This window comes from Flavobacterium sp. (assembly GCF_047602195.1).
Lineage (GTDB): Bacteria > Bacteroidota > Bacteroidia > Flavobacteriales > Flavobacteriaceae > Flavobacterium.
The window spans coordinates 1,648,071-1,668,982 of the sequence record NZ_JASGHW010000004.1 but is presented as its reverse complement, the minus strand read 5'-3'; the positions used below and the strand labels follow the sequence as shown (position 1 = coordinate 1,668,982).

Annotated in this window: 14 protein-coding genes and 2 tRNA genes; 10 read left to right on the top strand and 6 right to left on the bottom strand. The window is 46.7% G+C overall.

What is annotated here, in order from left to right:
- Positions 1 to 21 precede the first annotated feature (21 nt).
- Together QM717_RS13560 and QM717_RS13555 are read left to right on the top strand one after the other, a co-directional pair.
- Entirely contained in the window at positions 22 to 4,548 is a 4,527-nt protein-coding gene (locus tag QM717_RS13560; protein WP_415038146.1) for a T9SS type B sorting domain-containing protein, read from the top strand.
- Positions 4,549 to 4,636: 88 nt separating this feature from the next.
- Positions 4,637 to 6,106 (top strand): T9SS type A sorting domain-containing protein, encoded by a 1,470-nt coding sequence (locus tag QM717_RS13555; RefSeq protein WP_415038144.1) that lies wholly within the window; start codon positions 4,637 to 4,639, stop codon positions 6,104 to 6,106.
- Between the two features lie 55 nt (positions 6,107 to 6,161).
- Here QM717_RS13555 and typA read toward each other — a convergent pair whose 3' ends face one another.
- Positions 6,162 to 7,958: a translational GTPase TypA gene (gene typA, locus QM717_RS13550; RefSeq protein WP_415038142.1), complete on the bottom strand. Its 1,797-nt coding sequence runs from the start codon at positions 7,956 to 7,958 to the stop codon at positions 6,162 to 6,164.
- A 310-nt stretch (positions 7,959 to 8,268) separates the two neighbouring features.
- Here typA and QM717_RS13545 point away from each other — a divergent pair, with 310 nt between their 5' ends.
- Both QM717_RS13545 and QM717_RS13540 read left to right on the top strand, forming a co-directional pair.
- Positions 8,269 to 9,834 (top strand): PAS domain-containing protein, encoded by a 1,566-nt coding sequence (locus QM717_RS13545; protein WP_415038140.1) that lies wholly within the window; start codon positions 8,269 to 8,271, stop codon positions 9,832 to 9,834.
- Between the two features lie 9 nt (positions 9,835 to 9,843).
- On the top strand, positions 9,844 to 10,254 hold the full coding sequence (locus tag QM717_RS13540) for a response regulator (protein ID WP_415038138.1): 411 nt from the start codon (positions 9,844 to 9,846) through the stop codon (positions 10,252 to 10,254).
- Between the two features lie 194 nt (positions 10,255 to 10,448).
- Here QM717_RS13540 and rpsT read toward each other — a convergent pair whose 3' ends face one another.
- The 4 genes from rpsT to proS form a co-directional block, all read right to left on the bottom strand.
- Complete coding sequence (gene rpsT / locus QM717_RS13535) at positions 10,449 to 10,700, bottom strand: 30S ribosomal protein S20 (protein ID WP_415038136.1); 252 nt, start codon at positions 10,698 to 10,700, stop codon at positions 10,449 to 10,451.
- 29 nt (positions 10,701 to 10,729) lie between these two features.
- Positions 10,730 to 10,801: transfer RNA gene (locus tag QM717_RS13530), tRNA-Glu, on the bottom strand.
- 59 nt (positions 10,802 to 10,860) lie between these two features.
- Positions 10,861 to 10,935, bottom strand: a tRNA-Glu gene (locus QM717_RS13525).
- Positions 10,936 to 11,012: 77 nt separating this feature from the next.
- Complete coding sequence (proS, locus tag QM717_RS13520) at positions 11,013 to 12,491, bottom strand: proline--tRNA ligase (RefSeq protein ID WP_415038134.1); 1,479 nt, start codon at positions 12,489 to 12,491, stop codon at positions 11,013 to 11,015.
- 102 nt (positions 12,492 to 12,593) lie between these two features.
- Here proS and QM717_RS13515 point away from each other — a divergent pair, with 102 nt between their 5' ends.
- From QM717_RS13515 to rimO, 3 genes are all read left to right on the top strand, one after another.
- Positions 12,594 to 13,568: a hypothetical protein gene (locus QM717_RS13515; RefSeq protein ID WP_415038133.1), complete on the top strand. Its 975-nt coding sequence runs from the start codon at positions 12,594 to 12,596 to the stop codon at positions 13,566 to 13,568.
- 74 nt (positions 13,569 to 13,642) lie between these two features.
- A complete protein-coding gene (locus QM717_RS13510) occupies positions 13,643 to 15,151 on the top strand; it encodes an OmpP1/FadL family transporter (protein ID WP_415038131.1) in 1,509 nt (502 codons plus the stop codon).
- A gap of 157 nt (positions 15,152 to 15,308) precedes the next feature.
- Positions 15,309 to 16,622: a 30S ribosomal protein S12 methylthiotransferase RimO gene (gene rimO, locus QM717_RS13505; RefSeq protein WP_415038129.1), complete on the top strand. Its 1,314-nt coding sequence runs from the start codon at positions 15,309 to 15,311 to the stop codon at positions 16,620 to 16,622.
- A gap of 100 nt (positions 16,623 to 16,722) precedes the next feature.
- Here rimO and QM717_RS13500 read toward each other — a convergent pair whose 3' ends face one another.
- Positions 16,723 to 17,133 carry a DUF1573 domain-containing protein gene (locus QM717_RS13500; RefSeq protein WP_415038127.1) on the bottom strand — a complete coding sequence of 137 codons (411 nt, stop codon included), beginning with the start codon at positions 17,131 to 17,133 and terminating at the stop codon, positions 16,723 to 16,725.
- Positions 17,134 to 17,384: 251 nt separating this feature from the next.
- On the opposite strand from QM717_RS13500, the gene QM717_RS13495 reads away from it, so the two are divergent.
- The 3 genes from QM717_RS13495 (at position 17,385) to QM717_RS13485 (ending at position 20,906) form a co-directional block, all read left to right on the top strand.
- The gene (locus QM717_RS13495; RefSeq protein ID WP_415038126.1) at positions 17,385 to 18,638 is read left to right on the top strand and encodes a sensor histidine kinase; all 1,254 of its coding nucleotides are present in this window, start codon (positions 17,385 to 17,387) and stop codon (positions 18,636 to 18,638) included.
- Positions 18,635 to 19,312, top strand: coding sequence for a response regulator transcription factor (locus QM717_RS13490; protein WP_415038124.1), 678 nt, complete (start codon positions 18,635 to 18,637; stop codon positions 19,310 to 19,312). The genes QM717_RS13495 and QM717_RS13490 overlap by 4 nt, the downstream gene beginning before the upstream one ends.
- A 61-nt stretch (positions 19,313 to 19,373) precedes the next feature.
- Positions 19,374 to 20,906: a T9SS type A sorting domain-containing protein gene (locus QM717_RS13485; protein WP_415038123.1), complete on the top strand. Its 1,533-nt coding sequence runs from the start codon at positions 19,374 to 19,376 to the stop codon at positions 20,904 to 20,906.
- Positions 20,907 to 20,912 lie beyond the last annotated feature (6 nt).

The following is a 20,912-nucleotide window of genomic DNA, read 5'->3' as shown; positions in this document are numbered from 1 at the left end:
TTTATTTGCTACTTTTATCGCATGAAAAAGATTACTGTGTTGTGTTTGCTGCTCTTTTTCGCTACTGGATTTGCGCAATTCAGTAAGACGCATTACATCCCACCGGTATCTGGTTCCGACAATCCCGCTTCGAGTATACAAGGCCAATTCCTCTATATTTCCACCCCGAATGTCAACCCGGTCAATTTCAAGATCATAGAACTCGGCGGCAACACCATTGTGGGTACGGTTTCGAGAGATGAGCCTTACATCCACAATATCGGCTCGGGGGTCAATACGCAATTGCACACCCCGCGCAGCCAGGTCAGTTCCGTCCAATCGAACAAAGGCTACATCGTTGAAGCCGAAGACATGGTCTATGTGACGGTCAGGCTCATCGCAGGAAATGGCAACCACGCGGGCGGACTTGTTTCCAAGGGTCTTGCCGCTTTGGGAACCCAATTCCGGATCGGCTCGCTGAACAATATCGACGTCGATACCTTCAACTACAGCAACAACCATTACACTTTCGTATCGGTGATGGCCACCGAGAACAATACCGTCGTGCAATTTGACGACATCCGTCCGGGTGTCGAACTCATCAACAATACCGAAGCCGGCAACACCCCGGGCTGGGTAATCTTGAATGCAGGCGAAAGTTTCGTGATGGCTGTTGAAGGCGGCTCGAATGATGCCAACCGCGACGGATTGATCGGCTCACTGGTTACTTCCGACAAACCGATTGCCGTCAACTGTGGTTCATTTGCGGGAAGCAACGCCAACCAAAACCTCGACCTCGGATTCGACCAGATCGTTTCGGTCGAAAGAACAGGAACCGAATACATTTTCATCAAAAGTACCGGGCAGGATGTAGTGGAACGCATCCTCTTGGCCGCACACGAAGACAATACCGAAGTATTCCTGAACGGCAATGCCATTCCCGATTACACGATGAATGCCGGTGATTACATCATGCTCGATGGCACCGATTACAGCATCAATGACAACCTGTATGTGCAGACTTCCAAGAAAGTATTTGCGTATCAATCGGTCGGAGACAATTCAAGACCCGATTTCGCGAACCAGAAGATGTTCTTCGTACCGCCTTTGAATTGCGAAACACCGCACGTCATCGACAACATTCCGCTGATCGACAAGATTGGCGGGCGCACTTTCATCGGACGTGTGACCTTGGTGACCGAAACCGGATCGACGCTCAATTTCAACATCGATGGTTTGCCGTATACGTTTGCCCAACTCAGTTCCCAGCCGGGCATTACGATAGCCGGGCCGACATCGGTGCTGGGCAACATGAATTACGAAACCTATACGATTACTGGACTTAGTGGAAATGTGGCCGTCTATTCGACCAGCCAATTGTACCTGGCTTCCTATGGTTCGGATGATGCCGCGACTTTTGGCGGATTCTATTCGGGATTTACCTTCAAACCCGAAATTTCGTTCATGCCTTTGGACATCACCCAGCAAAGCTGCCTGCCCAACACCTCGCTTTCGGTCAATACGCTGAGTGCTTTCGATGTGTTCCAGTGGTATTTCAATGGTGTCGATATTCCTACGGCCATCACTAGTTCTTACAATCCGACCCAACCCGGTTATTATTATGTCAAGGCGACGATTGCGGCTTGCGGGACGACCTTGGTTTCTGACGAAATCCCTATCAGTTCCTGCCCTACGGATATGGACAATGACTCGGTCAACGACAACATCGACCTCGACAACGACAACGACGGCATCCCGAATTGCACCGAATCCTACGGCGATTTTATGTTCGACTTCACCAATGTCACGTTGCCGATCGTCAACATCATTTCGGGGAACTATTCGAACGCGTACAGCATGGCAATCGGTACTTCGACAGACCCGGGAACCTTGAGCGGAAACACCAATGGCTTTATGGCTTCGGCACCGGCCGGAAAAGGCAACTTCGTCGATTCTAAAATCACTTTTGCACAGCCGATTTCGCTGCAACTCAAATACGTTTCCGATCCATCTTTTGCTTCGAACGAAATCAACGGCAACAGCGAATACATCGTTAAATGTGACATCAACAAAACCATCACGATCAGCAATCCCAACAACCAATTGCTGATCGACACCAATTACGATGGCATTTTCGAAAGCGGCATCACACAATATTCTTCTTTTGAAATCCGCTTCAGGCTCAACAGCAACGCCGCACTTCCGTTGGGCACCGGAACCTTTAGCCTGAACACCTACCTGACTTCGGAATTGACCTTCAAGATGATCAACCTTTCGGATTTGGCTACTGCCAATGGTGCTTTCCAATTGGTGGCCACCTGTTTGCCCAAAGATTACGACCTGGACGGCATTCCGGACCATCTCGATGGAGACAGCGACAATGACGGCATCCTGGACAACATTGAAGCACAAGGATTGGGTTTTATTGCTTCCACTGCGGTTGACGCCAACCAAGATGGCATTTCAGATGCCTACGGAAGTGGAATTGTCCCAGTGGATACCGATGCAGACGGCGTACCGGATCACATGGACCTCGACAGCGACAACGATGGGATTTTCGACCTGATCGAATCGGGAAGCGGGGCCGTTGATGCCAACAACGATGGAGTCATCGATGGAGCGCCTGCTACTTTTGGAACCAATGGCATTGCTGACAGTTTGGAAACCACCCCAGATTCAGGAACGCTTACTTTTACCGTTGCCGACAGCGATGCGGACAACGCCAACGATTACCTTGAACTCGACAGTGACGGCGACAATTGTTTCGATGTGTTTGAAGCCGGTTTTACTGACGCGGACAACGATGGAATCTTGGGCAGCGGCACGCCGTCGACCAATGCATCGGGTATGGTGAGCGGGGCAACCGATGGTTATACTGTTCCGGTAAACTTAAACTATACGATTTCGGCACCAATGGCCATTCTTACGCAACCGCAACCCGCTACCGTTTGCGATACCAAAGACACGTCGATTACCCTTACGACCGATCCGGTAGACACCTACAAATGGCAGGTGTTTTTGGGCGGCGTCTGGACCAGCATTACCGACAATGCCATTTATTCGGGTTCAGCCACAGGAACTTTACAAATTACCGGCGCCACCATGGCGATGGACGGTTTGAAATACCGCGTCTTGCTCGAACGCATCGGCAACAGTTGCGGCTTGATTTCGGACGAAACGACCCTTACGGTTTATGCGTTGCCTGTAGTGAACTCCCCAATCAGCCTGATCCAATGTGACGAAGACGGCAATTCGAATGCGATTACCGATGTCAACCTCAGGCAGAAAGAAGATTTCATTTCGGCCAATTACCTCAATGAAACTTTTACGTATTACACGACACAGGCGGCCGCGGAACTTCCGGATCCTGCTTTCCAAATCAGTACGCCGACGGCTTACAACACCGGAAACGGTTCGGTTTGGGTGCGTGTGGAAAATGCCAATCTGTGCGCCCGTATCGCCCAAATCAACATTTCGGTTACGGCGACCAATATCCCGTCGACTTTCCAACGCGTCTTCCGTGTTTGCGATGATTATGTCAATGCCGTGAACAACGACCGTGACGGTGTGGCCACATTCGATTTCAGCAGCGTTACCGCAGACATCCTTGCTTTGCTTCCTTCCTCGGCAGGTTACAGCATCAAATATTATAAAAATGCAGCCGATGCAGCCGCAGAAACCGATTCGGGCGGTAATTCGCTTGAAATCGCAGACATTTCGAATTACAGGAACATCGGTTATCCGAACTCGCAGCAGATTTGGATCCGCGTGGAAAGCAACATCGACAATGCCTGTTTCGGACTTGGGCCTTACGTGACTTTGATTGTGGAGCCACTGCCCGAGATTGTCCCTACCAGCGAAGCGATGATTTGCCAAAACCTCCCACAAAACTTCGTGACGATCGATGCCGGTTTGCCTGCAGGAACTGACCTGACGCAATTCACCTACCAATGGAGCACAGGCGGAAGCGACATCCCGGGTGCCACCAATTACACCCTTGACGTGAACAATGGCGGCGAATATACCGTCGAGGTAAGCAGCCTTTTCGGTTGCAGCAGAAGCCAGACGGTGACCGTAGGCGCTTCGGATATTGCGCACATCCAGGACATCCAGGTCGTTGATTTGACCGACATCAATTCGATTATGGTGTATGTGACCGGAATTGGGGATTATGTGTACAGTTTGGATTATCCGGATGCGTTCCAGGAATCGCCTTTCTTCAATGACATTTCACCGGGTGTGCACGAAATCTACATCAAGGATTTGAGGGGCTGTGGTGTGGTTGGCCCGATTCCGGCCTATGTATTGGGCGCACCGCATTATTTTACACCGAATGGAGACGGATTCAACGATACCTGGAACCTCAAAGGCGCCAATGCCGATTACAACAAAAATGCGACCATCATGATTTTTGACCGTTATGGGAAACTGCTCAAGCAGATCAGCCCGATTGGAAGTGGTTGGGACGGCACATACAATGGCAGGGAAATGCCCGGAGATGATTATTGGTACCATATCAAGCTTGAAGACAATCGGATTGTAAAAGGGCATTTTGCTTTGAAACGCTGATGCCTCCTGAAGATCTTTCTAGTTGCGCTTAAAAAACATCCCACTCCAATTGCGATTTTTTTTATATTTACTGTAAGAATTTTACGTGATGAAAAAGACTTTACTTCCTTTATTTTTACTGGGTTGTTCCTCGGTTTTACAAGCCCAGTTGCTGTTAGACCAAACCTTCGGCACTAATGGGATGGTCAACACCAATTACTTGTATGCCGACACCCATTATTGCTACTGGCAAAATCAAGAGGATTTTATTTTACTTGGCGCATCAAACCTTAAGAGGATTGATCAGGATGGCATCCCCGACAATACCATGAACAACAATACCATATTGGGTTTTCCCCCGTATGGCTTAGATTCAGTCAAACCGATTGAAAACAGCATCTTTATGTCAGGATCGGCCATTGGTCCTGCGGTGCCACAATTCAATTATATAGACGGTGCTGTGTATAAATTTGACACCAACGGCTATCTGGACGCTTCCTTTGGCGTCAATGGAATCGCTACGTTTAATCTTGGTGAAGATGAACATGTCAGGGATTTTGCAATCACCGCCGAAGGCAAAATTATTTGTGCCGTCGAAAAAACGTCGCCTTCTTGGTCAAAATTGGCATTGGTCAGGCTCAATGCAGACGGAAGCCTTGACCTGACATTTGATCCGAGCGGCTATAAAGAGTATTATCTGTTTCCGGAAAAGACCTATCCCGAAGAATTGCGAATTGGAGACGACGGCTCGCTTTATTTATGGTCAACCGGCATATTGTCGAGCCAAGCAGCCCAATCCAAAGTAACAAAATTCACTGCCAACGGAAACCTGGATACTTCTTTTGGGATCGACGGAAGTTTTCCCATCTCCGGACAAGGATACCAACGCCAACGGTTTTTCATTCAAAACGGCAAGGGATGGTTCCTAACCTATAATCCGGAGCATTCGCTGATCCAATGCATCGATTTGGCCACGGGCATTGCAGAATCTGCCACTTTTTACGGTGAAGTACTAACCGATTTTGTGGTAAACCAAGACAAGAGCATCTTGGCCTATGGCATAGAAGATTGTCCCGTCGGGCCATGCAGCAATTCGCTTTTCGTCGTAAGGTTTACACCGCAGGGACAGATTGACACTGCTTTTGGCGACCAAGGAAAATTCCGTTTCCAATTTACCTACACCAGCAGAAATGCAGGAGGCATGATGTTTCTCAAAGACAATAAACTTACAATTGCAGGCGGCACTGAAGTTTTGGGAACCAACGCCCCGGATTTCAATTTCAAGATGGTACGTTTTGTTGTGGATACCCAATTTCTCGGAACTACAGAATCCGCAAAAGAAAGTTTGTCGGTTTTCCCCAACCCGGTCAGCGAAGCCTTGAACATTCGTGTCGGAAATGACTTTTCCAATATGGTCAATGTAAAAATCACCAATCTTCTGGCACAAGTCGTTTACAACAAAAGCCATGACCTGCATCCTATTTCCATCGACACCGGTGATTGGAATTCCGGACTATACATCGCCAAGCTTAGCGACAATAGCGGACACGAACAATCAGTCAAATTCCTCAAAAAATAAAACAACAAAAAAGCCACTCTTTTCAGAATGGCTTTCTTTTTATCTCGATTTCAAATTAGATTTTGAAACGCTTCCTGTCATTTTCATTGAGGTAGATTTTACGCAAACGCAGCGATTTCGGCGTCACTTCTACGTATTCGTCCTTTTGGATGTATTCCAAAGCCTCCTCGAGCGAGAACTTGATCGCAGGCGTGATGCGCGTCTTGTCGTCGGCACCGGCTGAACGGAAGTTCGTGAGCTGCTTGGTTTTGGTGATGTTGATCGTCATGTCATCGGCACGCGAGTTCTCGCCAACCACCTGTCCTTCGTAAATGTCCTCGTTTGGATCGACGAAGAATTTACCGCGGTCCTGCAGTTTGTTGATCGAATACGGAATCGCCTTGCCGTTTTCCATCGAAATCAAAGATCCGTTGATACGGCCCGCGATTTCACCTTTGTACGGTTCGTAACCGATGAAACGGTGCGCCATGATGGCTTCACCTGCGGTCGCTGTGAGCAACATATTTCTGAGTCCGATGATGCCGCGTGATGGGATATTGAATTTGATGATCATGCGGTCGCCTTTGGTTTCCATCGACAACATTTCGCCTTTGCGTACGGTTACGAATTCTACTGCGCGGCCTGACAAATGCTCCGGCAAATCGATTGTCAATTCTTCGATCGGTTCGCATTTGACCCCGTCGATTTCCTTGATGATAACTTGTGGTTGCCCGATTTGGAGTTCGTAGCCTTCGCGACGCATGGTTTCGATCAAAACCGACAAGTGCAAGACACCACGTCCGAATACCATGAATTTATCGGCTGAGTCGGTTTCGGCTACGCGAAGCGCGAGGTTTTTCTCGAGTTCCTTGGCCAAACGGTCCTTGATGTGGCGCGAGGTCACGAATTTACCTTCCTTACCAAAGAATGGCGAATCGTTGATCGTAAACAACATACTCATCGTCGGTTCGTCGATGGCAATGGTTTGGAGTGCTTCCGGATTGTCGAAATCGGCAACGGTATCGCCAATCTCAAATCCTTCGATTCCAACGATGGCACAAATATCCCCGGCAATGACCTGCTCTACTTTCTTACGGCCAAGTCCTTCGAAAGTATGCAATTCCTTGATTCTCGATTTGATGATTTTGCCGTCTCTCTTTACCAAAGAAATCGGCATATTTTCTTTCAAAACCCCTCTTTCGAGACGACCGATGGCGATACGTCCGGTGAAAGAAGAATAATCGAGCGAGGTAATCAGCATTTGTGGGGTACCTTCAGAAACTTTTGGCGCAGGAACGTTATTGATGACCATGTCGAGCAACGGCTCGATGTTTTCGGTTTGGTTTTTCCAATCGTCGCTCATCCAGTTGTTTTTGGCAGAACCATAAACCGTCGGGAAATCGAGTTGCCATTCTTCGGCGCCGAGTTCGAACATGAGGTCGAATACTTTCTCGTGCACTTCCTCTGGCGTACAGTTTTCCTTGTCGACTTTGTTGATCACCACGCAAGGCTTGAGCCCGAGGTCAATCGCTTTTTGGAGTACGAAACGCGTTTGCGGCATTGGTCCTTCGAAGGCGTCAACCAAAAGGCAAACCCCATCGGCCATGTTGAGCACACGTTCTACTTCTCCACCAAAATCGGCGTGTCCCGGGGTATCGATGATGTTGATCTTTGTCCCTTTGTAGACTACAGAAACGTTCTTTGAAGTAATGGTAATCCCACGCTCGCGTTCGAGATCGTTGTTGTCGAGGATCAAGTCGCCGGTGTTCTCGTTTTCCCGGAAAAGTTGGCAATGGTACATAATTTTATCCACCAAAGTAGTCTTACCGTGGTCGACGTGGGCAATAATTGCAATGTTTCTGATAGATTCCATCTGTGATTTTTAATGGGCGCAAAGGTACACTTTATTTTGATAAAAAAAATCATTCTCGCAGACTTTGCTGTTTGTTAACTTTTTAGGCTCGAATTTGTTAAAAACTCAAGGCAGAGTTTACAAACTGTTATTCAAAACAAAGAATAAATTATTTATATTTGGAGGAATGAAAAACAAGGTCAATAAAATATCTTTACTTTTTATTATCTTTTTAATGTTTTTGGCTGTCATCAGTCACAAACTATTGACCCACTTCTCTCCCGCTGAAAATCTACCCAATTTCCACCTGGCTGTTACCCTGGCAATTATCTTGATTTCGGGAGTAATTTTCAATTATACCATCTCGAAAAACAACGTCCGGAACAATAAAATCTTTGAAAAACTCAAGAAAAACAACGACGAAATCCGCGAGTCGAACGAACGTTACGACATCGTAGCCAAAGCGACCAGCGACACCATCTGGGACTGGAAAATCCAGGAAGATGATTTCATCTGGAACAAAGGAATCCAGGGGATTTTTGGCTACCGCAAAGAAGATGTCGGCAAAACCTCGAAATGGTGGTTCGACCGCATCCATCCCGAAGACAGCATCAAGATGTCGATCAAGCTCTATTCATTTATCGAGCAAAAGACCGAAAAATGGCAGGACGAATACCGCTTCAAATGCGCCGACGGCACCTACAAATATGTTTTCGACAGGGGCTTTCTGGTCAAGGATGAAAACGGTAGCGCGATCCGGATGATCGGGGCGATCCAGGACATCACCAAACAAAAGGAAGAAGAACAGCGACTCAAATTGCTTGAGACCGTGATTACACAAACCAAGGATTCGGTCATCATTACCGAGTCGGAAAAATCAAACAAAGGCATCCCAAAAATCGTGTTCGTCAACCCCGCCTTCACCCAAATGACGGGCTACCAATCCAAGGAAGTCATCGGCAAATCGCCTACGGTTTTTATGGGCAGGCAATCGGTGCGCAACGACATCAAACGTTTGTCGGAAGCCTTGCGCAGGAAAGAGGAATTCAAATTCGAGACGCTCAACCACAAGAAAAACGGCGAGGAATATTGGATCAATTTTTCGATGATCCCGATCACCAACAGCGAAGGCGAACATTCGCACTGGATTTCGATCCAACGCGACATCACCGAAGAAAAGAAACAGGAAAAGGAAAAAGAGCAACTCATTCGCGAACTTACACAGAACAACAAGGATTTAAAACAGTTTTCGTACATCACCTCGCACAACCTGCGCGCGCCACTGTCGAATTTGACCGGCCTGCTCAATTTGATGGAAGACATTCCGGTGGAAAACGGAGATCTCAAGGAAATTCTGAACGGCTTCTCGACCTCGACGCATTTGCTCAATGAAACGATCAACGATTTGGTAAAAGTCGTCATCATCAAGGACAATCCGTCGATCCAGAAAGAGGAAGTATTGATCAAGGACGTATTTGAAAACGTCTTTAACCAGCTTGGTTTCCTGATCAGCTTGCACAAGCCGATCCTCAAAATCGAGCTCGAAAAAGTGACGATCCTCAACATCAACAAGGCGTATCTCGAAAGCATCTTGCTCAATTTGTTCACCAATGCGATCAAATACCGCTCACCGAAAAGAACGTTGCGCATTTATGTTTCCTCCAAGGAAGTGGGCGATGATATCACGCTGGTCTTCAAAGACAACGGCATCGGGATCGATATGGAGCGCAACCGCGACAAGATTTTCGGGCTGTACCAGCGCTTCCACAATTACCCAGACAGCAAAGGACTTGGCTTATATCTTGTAAAATCCCAAATCGAAACCATGGGCGGCAGCATCCAGGTAGAAAGCGAAGTCGACAAAGGCACCACATTTACATTAACTTTTAAAAAATAACCTATTACAATGCTTGATTTAATTTTATGCGTAGACGATGACCCGATCACACTGATGTTGTGCAAAATGGTCATTTCTAAATCTTCCTTCGCCCAAGAAGTGATTACGGCGCAAAACGGGGAGGAAGCCATAAACTATTTTGACGAGCTCAAACTCAACACGCTTGGCTCAGACATCGGACGTTATCCGCAATTGATTTTACTTGATTTGAACATGCCCGTCATGGGCGGCTGGGAATTCCTCGATGAATTCTCCAAACCCGAATACATGACGGTTTTCAAGAATACGAAAGTGATTGTCCTCTCGTCCACGATCGACCCGAGAGACATCAGCAAATCCAAAACCTACCCGATGGTCATCGATTTCATGTCCAAACCGATCACCAAGGAAATGCTCGAGGATTTGAAGAAGATTTTTTGAAACGGAAACAGAATACAATAAAAAAAGCGTTCAGTTATTTGAACGCTTTTTTTATTGTGTCATGATGCAATTTATGGCACGTCGACTGACCGTTTAGCCATTCCCCAGAATTGACACCCAAAGATTTTCAGGAAACAAAAAGGCATAAAAAAAGCGCCCACAATGTGAGCGCTTTTTAGTATCGTTGCAGCCGATTACAATTTTGTAACGTGCTTGGTCAATTTTGATTTCAGGTTGGCCGCTTTGTTATCGTGAATGATGTTCTTCTTAGCCAATTTATCGATCATAGAGATTACGGCGGATAATTTAGCAGAAGCATCTGATTTGTCTGTAGACAATCTCAACGCTTTGATGGCGTTACGAGTGGTTTTGTGTTGGTATCTGTTCAACACTCTTTTCTTTTCGTTGCTTCTGATTCTTTTTAAAGCTGACTTATGATTTGCCATTTTTTCTTGTAATGTATTTTAACTGATTGTAGTCCGTAGGGGAATCGAACCCCTGTTACCAGGATGAAAACCTGGCGTCCTAACCCCTAGACGAACGGACCGTTTATTCCTCTAGTTCGGTTTAATTTGTCAATTCCAATTTTTTACTGAACTTGTAACTTGGTAGCCCGTGGGGGAATCGAACCCCCCTTACCAGGATGAAAACCTGGCGTCCTAACCGATAGACGAACGGGCCAACTGCTGTAATGCGGATGCAAAGATACAGCTATTTTTTATTCGCGCAAGAGCCTGCGCATTTTTTTTTATCTTTTTTTAATATGCCTTGGCAAAAAGCACACGCCCGACTGATGGTTCCCCCGTAAACACACAGCTTCCCGCCTCTTCTTTGCGTCCCAAAGGAATGCAACGGATGGTGGCTTTGGTGAGTTCCTTGATCTTTTCTTCGGTCTCCGGCGTGCCGTCCCAATGGGCTGAAACAAAGCCGCCTTTGTTTTCAAGAATGTCCTTGAATTCATCGAAATTGGACACCTCGGTGATGTGTGTATTTCTGTAATCCAATGCTTTATCGAATAAATCTTTCTGGATCTGGTCCAACAAGTCGGCAATATGGTTGACTACATTGTCTTTCGCAATGACTTCTTTGGACAACGTATCGCGGCGCGCCACCTCGAAAGTACCGTTCTCGAGGTCATTCGGCCCGATGGCGATGCGCACCGGAACGCCCTTGAGTTCGTATTCGTTGAATTTGAATCCCGGCTTCAAGGTGGTCCTGTTGTCGTATTTGACCGAAATCTTGCGTTTCCTGAATTCGGAAACCAGATCGTTGGCGACTTGATTGATGGCTTCCAGTTGCTCGTCGGTTCTGTGGATTGGCACAATCACCACTTGGGTTGGCGCCAAATTCGGCGGCAATACCAAACCTTTGTCATCGGAATGCGTCATGACGAGCGCCCCCATCAAACGCGTAGAAACGCCCCACGAAGTTCCCCAAACGTGTTCGAGCTTGCCTTCTACATTGGCGAACTTCACGTCAAATGCTTTGGCAAAATTCTGCCCCAAGAAATGCGACGTTCCTGCTTGCAGTGCCTTTCCGTCCTGCATCAAGGCTTCGATGCAATAGGTTTCTTCGGCTCCGGCAAAACGTTCATTGGCCGTTTTTAGTCCTTTGATGACCGGAATCGCCATGAAATTCTCGACGAAATCGGCATATACATTCATCATTTGTTCGGTTTCCTCGATGGCTTCGGTGCGAGTGGCGTGTGCCGTGTGACCTTCCTGCCAGAGGAATTCGGCAGTTCTCAAAAACAATCGCGTACGCATTTCCCAACGCACTACATTCGCCCATTGGTTGATGAGCAAAGGCAGATCGCGGTACGATTGCACCCAACCTTTGTAGGTTGACCAAATAATCGCTTCACTGGTTGGGCGAACGATGAGTTCTTCTTCAAGCTTGGCGTTTGGATCCACCATCAATTTTCCTGGTTTATCCGGGTCATTTTTAAGACGGTAGTGCGTAACAATCGCGCATTCTTTGGCAAACCCTTCGGCGTTCTTTTCTTCGGCCTCAAACATGCTTTTGGGAACAAACAACGGAAAATAGGCATTGCTGTGTCCGGTTTCCTTGAACATTCGGTCCAATTCGGCCTGCATTTTTTCCCAAATGGCATAGCCGTAAGGTTTGATCACCATACAGCCTCGAACACCAGAATTCTCGGCCAAATCAGCCTTGACCACCAGTTCGTTATACCATTTTGAATAATCTTCTTCGCGTGTAGTTAGGTTCTTGCTCATAGCGCTTGTTTTGGCACAAAAATTGTTTAATTTTATTTAACTAAATAGTTCGGCAAAACTAACTATTTTTGTATAGTCCAACAATAAAAATTGCTACAGATTATGAAAACCAATTTTTCTATACTAAAAACTTCTGGCTACGCAGTATTTGGATTTTTAAGCATTCTCTTTACTTCTTGTGGCGCTTATCAGAACACTTCGACTGATGAGAGAGATGGAATTTACGGAGGCTCCAGCCGATCTGAAAATTCCAATCAAAACACTTCACAAAGCAGTCAATACAAAAACTATTTCGGTTCGTTGCAGGAAAACAGCCAAAGCGAACCGGATCAGATTTTTACCGACGTGGAGAATTACAGATCCGACAATTACGAAAACACAGAGAACAATTACGACAACTATTCAGGCAATGCCGGTTGGGGAAGCAATCCCGAAACCGTGGTCGTCAATGTCTATGACAACAGTTGGGGATGGAACACAGGCTGGTATTCCGGTTACTGGGGATGGAACTTGGGCTGGGGATGGAACTCCTGGTATGGCCCTTCCTATTACGGTTGGGGTTGGAGCCCTTATCCTTATTACGGATATGGTTATTCCGGATGGTACCACCCGTACTACAGCAACTACTGGGGCTACAATGGCTACTACAACAATGGATACGTTTATGGTGGCCGACGTTCTTCTGGCTACAGGAACGTGATCAGTACTGGCGGCAGAAACAGTAGTTATTACACGCCGCGCAGTTCAAGAAACACTTACTACAATAGCGGCACCCGTGGCTCCTACTCTAACGGAACACGCAGCAGCCGCGACTACAACTACAGCGGCACGCCAAGAAACCCGAGGGTCAATACAGGTGGCACCAGGGATTACAATTCTACGCCAAGAACAACGACCAACAGCAATGTGAGGCCACAAACGCAAACCAGCACACCAAGATACAATAGCGCCCCAACCAGAAGCAACAGCTCCTACTCCTCACCTTCGGCTCCTTCAAGATCTTATTCTTCTGGAAGCAGTGGAGGCAGCTACGGAGGCGGTGGCGGAAGATCCGGCGGTGGCGGCGGAAGAAGATAAAAACATGAATCTTATGCATACCTATGTTTTGACTACAGTTGAATCATAGGTATTTTTTTGAAAAAAAATCTATTATGAAAAAATATTTCTCTCTCCTTTTGGCAGGATTGGCATTTTCTGCCCTACAAGCGCAGGAAGTTTCCGACGCCTTGCGCTATTCGCAGGAAAACATCAATGGATCGGCAAGGTTTCGCGCCATGGGCGGTGCATTTGGAGCCGTCGGCGGCGACCTATCCGCCATCAATGTAAATCCGGCTGGATCAGCGATTTTTGCCAAGAGCCAAGTCGGGATTACCTTGAGCAACTACAACACCAAGAACGAATCTGATTTCTTTGGCAGCAAAACCTCCGATTCGAACGTCTCTTTCGATTTGAACCAGGCCGGCGTAGTCTTCGTATTCAACAGCCCGATACAAAATACAGGTTGGAAAAAATTCGCCTTGTCGGTCAATTATGACAATACCAACAGTTTTGACAACACCTATTACAGTGCGGGAACCAATCCGAACAACTCTATCGGGGATTATTTCACAAGCTATGCCAACCAATTGGGACTGCCCGGAACGGTGTATGACAATGCTTATTTTGGCGAACTTTCATTGCGTGAACGCCAAGCCTTTATGGGTTACAGCGCCTATGTGATCGATCCGGCGGGCGGAAATTTAAACAGCACTACCTTTGTTTCCAATGTCCCGGCGGGTTCGTATTACCAAGATGTCTATACCGAAACAACCGGTTACAACGGCAAACTGTCGTTCAATGCCTCGGCAGCCTACAACGACCGGTTCTATATCGGGCTCAACCTCAATACTTATTTTTCGAGCTACACCAAGGCTTCTAGTTTTTATGAGTCCAACAACAATGAACCTTTGACGGGCCGTCCAAGTGTAAAGAACGTCACTTTCGACAATTACACCGAAACCTATGGAAATGGTTTCTCGTTTCAAATCGGTGCCATTGCCAAAATCACCTCATCCTTGCGTGCCGGATTGGCGTATGAATCGCCTACCTGGTACGAATTCGAGGACGAAGTATTCCAGATTGTTTACACCAATGGTTCCAATTACCAGAACGGCTACAATTCGGCGACATCCGATTCCAATTTTGTGACGCTTTACGATCCGTACAATTTGCGTACACCGGGCAAATTCACCGGAAGTCTTGCTTATGTGTTCGGCAAATACGGTTTGATCAGCGTCGATTATTCCCTCAAAGACTACGGCAACAACCGCTTCCGTCCCAACGATAGCTATTTCAGACCCATCAACGACGCCATTTCAAATGATTTGGCCGTTGCAGGCGAATTGCGTGTTGGCGGTGAATTGCGGGTAAAAAGCTGGAGTCTCCGTGGTGGTTTCCGATATGAAGAAAGCCCATACGAAAACAAAAAGACCCTCGGCGACCTGACGAGTTATTCAGGTGGTTTCGGTTACCAGTTCAGCCGCGCCAGAATCGATTTGTCTTACACTTACATGCAACGCGACAGCGAATTGCCGCTTTTCTCCCAAGGTCTTACCGATGTTGTAAAAAACAAAGCCTGCTACAATAACGTTTCGCTTGGAGCGGTTTTTGAATTGTGGTAAATAACAATCATAAAATTTCAATTGAAACCGTTGCCCAACCGCAACGGTTTTTATTTGCTTCAAAGCAGCTTCACAAAATTTACCCAACAATACCATCCAACGAAATAAAAAACGTACTTTTGCACCCTCAAATCACAAAAGGCATTAATTTAAAGCAATGAGAACCAAATCCTTAAAAAAGAATAAGATCAACGTCATCACTTTGGGCTGCTCGAAAAACGTATACGACAGCGAAGTATTGATGGGCCAATTGCGCGCCAACGGAAAAGAGGTTGCCCATGAAGCCCCGGCGGCCGAAGAAGGCAACATCATTGTCATCAATACCTGCGGGTTTATCGACAATGCCAAAGCCGAATCGGTGAACATGATTCTCGAATATGCCGATAAAAAAGAACGCGGTATCGTGGACAAGGTTTTCGTGACCGGTTGTTTATCCGAACGCTACAAGCCTGATTTGCAAAAGGAAATCCCGAACATCGACAACTATTTCGGCACGACCGAATTGCCGTTGCTGTTGAAAGCCTTGGGCGCCGATTACAAACACGAATTGCTCGGTGAACGTTTGACCACGACCCCAAAAAATTACGCCTACCTCAAGATTGCCGAAGGTTGCGACCGACCGTGCAGTTTTTGTGCGATTCCATTGATGCGTGGCAAACACGTTTCGCAGCCAATTGAAAAATTGGTCAAGGAAGCCGAAGGCTTGGCCAAAGACGGCGTCAAGGAATTGATTTTGATCGCACAGGATTTGACCTATTACGGACTCGACTTATACAAAAAAAGAAACCTCGCCGAATTGCTCGAAGCGCTGGCCAAGGTCGAAGGCATCGAATGGATTCGTCTGCACTACGCCTTCCCTACTGGTTTTCCGATGGATGTGTTGGAACTCATGAAACGCGAACCTAAAATTTGCAATTACCTCGATATTCCATTGCAGCACATTTCAGATAAAATCCTCAAATCGATGCGCCGTGGAACGACACAAGAAAAGACAACCAAATTGCTCAAAGAATTCCGCGAAGCCGTTCCGGGAATGACCATTCGCACCACCTTGATCGTGGGCTATCCGGGCGAAACCGAAGAAGATTTCCAAATCCTCAAGAATTGGGTCGAAGAAATGCGATTCGAACGCCTCGGTTGTTTTGCTTATTCACACGAAGAAAATACACACGCGTTCTTGCTCGAAGATGACGTCCCGGCCGAAGTCAAGCAGCAACGCGCCAACGAAATCATGGAAATCCAATCGCAGATTTCATGGGAATTGAACCAGGAAAAAATCGGGCAAACGTTTAAATGTGTCATTGATCGCAAAGAAGGCGGGCATTTTGTCGGAAGAACCGAATTCGACAGCCCGGATGTAGACAATGAAGTACTCATCGACGCTTCGAAGTTTTACCTCAAGACCGGTGATTTCACGAATATTAAAATCATCGACGCGACTGAATTCGATTTGTACGGAGAACCTGCTTAATTGATTTTCAGATTATCGGATCGTCAGATTTTCAGATATAAAAAACGCCGAAGTTTCCTTCGGCGTTTTTCGTTCTAACTAACCTATTATTAACCAATTCTTAGATCACAGTTCCTTTGAAAGTGAGCACTTTTGGGGTTTCTTCTGCGTTGGTCGTTACGGTAACGGTTTTGGTGAAGGCGCCTTTGTTGGCTGCGTTGTAAGTGGCCGTTACTTTGGCATTTTGTCCCGGTTTGATTGGGGTTTTGGTGTAATCGGTGGCGGTACAGCCGCAAGCCGCTTTGACGTTGGTGATGATGATATCGGTTTTACCGGTGTTCTTGAATTCGAAATCGAGTGACTTTGGCGTGCCTTGTGGGATGTTGCCCACATCGATGGTTTCGCTTTTCCAAGAAACAGGTGAAGTCGTTGCCGTTTTGGTGATTGGATCTACCGATACTTCTTTTGCGGTGAATGATACGAGGCCAAAACCAAATGCAATGGCCAAAACAGAGATTTTAAGTGCTTTCATAATTTAAGAGTTTTAAAGTTGCTGATTGATTTGTTCCTTTTGAACAGTCCAAAAGTATTTCAACCATCTGGGAGTCGCTGTTAACCGCTTTCAAATGTTTGTTAATGACTTGTTAAGCGGGAAATTTCGTTTAATTTTTACCTACTTTCGTGAAATGAAAACGGCTGCCCTAGCCCTGATAGAGCCGGTATCCTTTTTACTGAGGAACGAAGAAAAAAGATATAGGCGAAAGCGGGAAATAGCTCCTAAAAATGAAGATCAACAAACTCAACATCACCATCCTTTTCGGACTGACCGCGATCATCGGCATCCTCGTCGCGCAATTGCTGTGGACGCGGCAGGCGTTTACGCTCGAGGAGAAGAAATTCTCGCAAAAAGCACACATTGCGTTGCTTGAAGTGGCGAAGAAATTATACGAAGGCACGAACCACGAGTTGCCCGCCGAAAGCCCGGTGCAAAAGGTTTCGAACGATTATTACATCGTGAACGTAGACAATGATTTCGAGCCCGAGATCTTGGAATATTACCTGCGCCACGAATTCGACAAGATCAACCTGCAGACCGATTTCGAATACGCGATGTACAATTGCCACAGCGACGAGATGGTGTATGGCAATTATGTATCGTTGCAGAAAAGCAGCGGCAAGCATTCGGTATATTTCCCGAAGCACAAGAATCTGGTGTATTATTTTGCGATCCGTTTCCCGAACGAGACGAGTTATCTGTTCAGTTCATTGCGGTTTTGGTTTGTGTTGTCACTCGCGTTGATCGTGATTTTGATCGTGTACGTCTATTCGATTTTTACGATTTTGCAGCAGCGCAAATATTCGGAACTGCAGCGTGATTTCATCAACAACATGACGCATGAGTTCAAGACGCCGTTGTCATCGATATTATTGGCTTCGAGTTATTTGAAGAAACAGCCCGCGATCCAATCGGATGAGAAATTGGAGAAATACACCGAGATCATCATCGGGCAAAGCAACAAACTCAACGACCACATCGGGAAAATCCTCAACATCGCCAAATCGGACAACGCACCGTTGGATCTGGACATTTCCGAGGTAAAGGTCATGGCGGTGCTGCAAGACGTGGTCGAAAACATCCAGCTCAAGCACGAACACATTTCGGTCAATATTATTGCTGAACGCGATTATACGATTGCAGCCGATGCGTTCCACTTCACGAACCTGGTGTACAACCTGATCGACAACTCGGTTAAATATTGCGAAAAGGTTCCCGAAATCACAATCCGCCTGACGCAGCAAAAACAAATGCTCCAAATGCAATTCACCGACAACGGCATCGGCATCCCTCCCAAAAAGCTCGCGTTTATTTTTGACAAGTTTTACCGGATTCCTTCGACGAAAAGCAATGAGGTCAATGGTTTTGGGCTCGGATTGTATTATGTCAAAAAAATTTGCACCTTGCACCGTTGGAAAATTTCGGCTACGAACAACCCCGATCACGGCATTACGATAACCTTACTAATCCCGATTCAATGAGTGCCTTCAAAATCCTTTATGCCGAAGACGACGAAACCTTGGCATTCCTGACCAAAGACAACCTGGAGCAACAGGGCTATGAAGTCGTGCATTGTGCCGATGGAAATTCCTGTCTCGAATCGTTTTCCAAAGGCGGATTCGACATCTGCATCCTCGACATCATGCTGCCCAAAAGGGATGGTTTTGAAATCGCAACCGAAATCCGAAAGACCAACCTCGATGTCCCGATTATTTTCCTGTCGGCCAAAACATTGAAGGAAGACCGCATCAAGGGGTTGCGGCTCGGTGCCGATGATTATTTGGTCAAACCGTTCAGCATCGAGGAACTGTTGCTCAAGATTGAGATTTTTCTCAAACGCTCGCAAAAAAACAAAACGCCCGAGAAAACCTATTCGGTTGGAAAATTCCAATTCGATCCGCGCAATTACACCTTGCTGCAAGACGACGAAAAAATTACGCTGACCCAGCGCGAAGCCGAATTGCTACAGTTTTTCCTCGACAACAAAAACGTGGTTTTGAAAAGGGAAGAAATCCTCAAGGCACTTTGGGGCGACGACGATTATTTTATGGGCAGGAGCCTCGATGTTTTCATTTCCCGCCTGCGCAAGATATTGGCCAATGAACCGATTGCGATTGAAAACCTACACGGTATCGGATTCAGGTTCAGTTGTTAAAGTAAAAAAAATGAACCCTTTACGGTTCCCTTTTATTAACTTTACTGTAAAAACCGACCCTATGAAAACGAAGCTGCTGTTTTTTTTCCTGCTCTTTTGTTTGGGCAGCAAGGCGCAAATCATCAATATTCCTGACGCCGCTTTCAAATATGCCCTTACGCACGGTTACCCGAACAACCATGGTTTCGACACCAATTCGGATGGTGAGATCGACCAAGACGAAGCCAATGCGGTCACTTCAATCAACATCAACACCAACACCAATGTCCACGATATCACCGGTATCCGACAGTTCAACAACCTGGAGTATTTAAGACTCAACAACACCCGGATTTATGAGATCGATTTGCACGACATGGCCAGCCTCAAGACATTGATCTGTCTCTACAATCACGGCACGCTTGGCAGCATCAACTTGAGCGGATGCAGCAGCCTGGAAATGCTAACGGCATCGGTCAATCCGGTCCAGAGCCTCCATCTTTCGGGGGCCGTCGCCTTGAAGGAAATCGCAATGGAGTCGACTTTGCTCGAGCAGGTCGATTTGACGGGATTGGTCAACCTTGAAAAAGTGAATTTTTCGAAAAGCGCCTTGGCTAACGTGACGGTCGGAAACCTCCCCAAGCTCAAATTTTTCAGGATCGACCAAAGTTATTCGAGAAACCTCGAAAGCCTTGATTTTTCTGGCTGTCCCGCCCTTGAAACGATTTGGGCCGATTACAGTGGACTGCGTTCCCTGAATGTCAAGAATTTGGGCAACCTCAAAACGATCCGCTCTAACGGAAACCGATTGCAATCGCTCGACATTTCCGGAAATACGAGCCTTGCATCCCTCTTTTGCGACTACAATGAATTGGAGTCGCTGGTTATGGACAACACGGGGAATCTCATGAGCCTGAGTTGCAACTACAACAAACTCGCTTCGCTGGTCGTGAACAACAACAAAAAACTCAAAGAACTCGAATGCGCGTACAACCGGATCGAAACACTCGACCTAAGCGACCTAAGCACACTTGAACAGCCCGAACGCAACATCGATTGTTCGCACAATGCGCTTAAAACATTGAAGCTGCAAAATACCGAAGTAAGCCACCTGGATGCCAGTTACAACGCCTTTATACAGTTCGACATCAGTTGGCACAGCAGGCTGATGGAACTCAACCTTGAGCAAAACCCGAAATTAGCCTATCTCAACATGGCCAACCTCGAGGCTTCACCGATTATGGACAATGTCAATTACAAACTCGTGCTCGACGGCAATTACAGCCTGTTCTTTGTTTGTGCCGATTCCTGGTTGGTTTACAAGGTGAAAAACTATGCGAACAGCATCGGATTGAACCCGAAAGTCAACGAAAAATGTCAAATCGCGCCGATAGTTGCCCCGAACCCCACCTATGACCACGTGGTGGTGAACGGCATCGAGAATTTTACGCTGTTCAAATTATACGACATTTCGGGCAAATTATTGCGGTACTATGGATCGGGAACCAATTCGGAATACATCGACCTGTCGGATTTTTCTCCTGGAATTTACCTGCTGCAAATGTTTACCGAAAGTGGGTTTGGAAATGATACGCGGAAAATCATCAAAATGTAATTTTTT